Source organism: Streptomyces alkaliphilus (assembly GCF_014141535.1).
Classification (GTDB): Bacteria; Actinomycetota; Actinomycetes; order Streptomycetales; family Streptomycetaceae; genus Streptomyces; species Streptomyces alkaliphilus.
In genome coordinates this window covers 1-1444 of the sequence record NZ_VKHT01001149.1, presented here as the reverse complement: position 1 = coordinate 1444, position 1444 = coordinate 1, and the positions used below count along the sequence as shown (strand labels likewise).

At 75.7% G+C, this 1444-nt stretch carries 2 protein-coding genes; both read left to right on the top strand.

What is annotated here, in order from left to right:
* Window positions 1-45: 45 nt before the first annotated feature.
* Window positions 46-921 carry a bifunctional methylenetetrahydrofolate dehydrogenase/methenyltetrahydrofolate cyclohydrolase gene (locus tag FNQ90_RS23030; RefSeq protein ID WP_143620123.1) on the top strand — a complete coding sequence of 292 codons (876 nt, stop codon included), beginning with the start codon at window positions 46-48 and terminating at the stop codon, window positions 919-921.
* Window positions 918-1352: a DUF3017 domain-containing protein gene (locus tag FNQ90_RS23025; protein ID WP_323380136.1), complete on the top strand. Its 435-nt coding sequence runs from the start codon at window positions 918-920 to the stop codon at window positions 1350-1352. The genes FNQ90_RS23030 and FNQ90_RS23025 overlap by 4 nt, the downstream gene beginning before the upstream one ends.
* The last annotated feature ends 92 nt before the right edge of the window (window positions 1353-1444 follow it).

The following is a 1444-nucleotide window of genomic DNA, read 5'->3' as shown; positions in this document are numbered from 1 at the left end:
ACCACGCCCTGGTCCCCCGCCGCCGACATCCGCGAAGATGGAGCCATGACCGCCCAGATTCTCGATGGCAAGGCCACCGCCGCCGCGATCAAGTCCGACCTCGCCGCCCGTGTCGAGGCCCTGCGCGCCCGCGGGGTCGTGCCCGGCCTGGGCACCCTGCTGGTGGGCGAGGACGTCGGCAGCCAGAAGTACGTCGCCGGCAAGCACCGCGACTGCGCGGCCGTCGGCATCACATCCATCCGGCGCGACCTGCCCGGTACCGCCGGCCAGGAGGAGATCGAGGCCGCCGTCCGCGAGCTCAACGAGGACCCCGCCTGTACCGGTTACATCGTCCAGCTGCCGCTGCCGCGCGGGGTGGACACCAACCGCGTGCTGGAGCTGATGGACCCGGAGAAGGACGCCGACGGCCTGCACCCGATGAGCCTGGGACGGCTCGTGCTCAACGAGCCCGCCCCGCTGCCCTGCACCCCCAACGGCATCGTGTACCTGCTGCGCCGCTACGGCGTGGAGATCGCCGGCGCGCAGGTGGTCGTCGTGGGTCGCGGCACCACCGTCGGCCGCACCCTGCCGCTGCTGCTGACCCGCCGCAGCGAGAACGCCACCGTGACCCAGTGCCACACCGGCACCCGTGAGCTGTCCGAGCACCTGCGCCGCGCCGACATCGTGGTGGCCGCCGCCGGCGTGCCGCACCTGATCAAGCCGGAGGACGTCAAGCCGGGCGCCGCCGTGCTCGACGTGGGCGTCAGCCGGGACGAGAGCGGCCGGATCCTGGGCGACGTGCACCCGGGCGTGGCCGAGGTCGCCGGCTGGATCTCGCCCAACCCGGGCGGCGTCGGGCCGATGACCCGCGCCATGCTGCTGCACAACGTGGTGGAGATGGCCGAGCAGGCAGCCGACCGTGCCGAGGGCGGCCGGTCGTGACCGGGGCCGCCGGGGCCGGGGCCGAGGGCCCCGCCGCGGCGCGGCGGACGCGGCGCCGCTACCCCACCTTCACCCGGGACACCGCCCGCCCCGAGGGCGGGCGGCGGACCGCGCCGGGCGACGCCCCGGCGCCGGCCCGGCAGTGGCCGCTGCTGTGCGTGCTGTCCCTGGCCTTCGCCGGTCTCGCCGCCACGCCGGTGAACTTCCGGATCGGCCTGCTGGTGCTCGGTGGGGCGGTGCTCGGCGGGGCGGTGCTGCGGGCGACGGTGCGCGAGGTGGGGATGCTGGCCGTCCGCTCCCGCTTCACCGACATCATCACCTACGGCGTGATGGGCTCGCTCATCGTGCTGCTCACGCTCATGGCGCAGCCCCGCCCGTGGCTGGAGATCCCGTTCCTCAGCGAGATCCTGCGCTTCTCCGCCGGCACCTGAGCCGGCCGGGCGGGTTCGGGCCGGCGATCGCCCGGGCCGTGCGGGAGGGCCGGTGACGCGCGGCGCCGGCGACGGGGCCCTCGGGGCGGGAG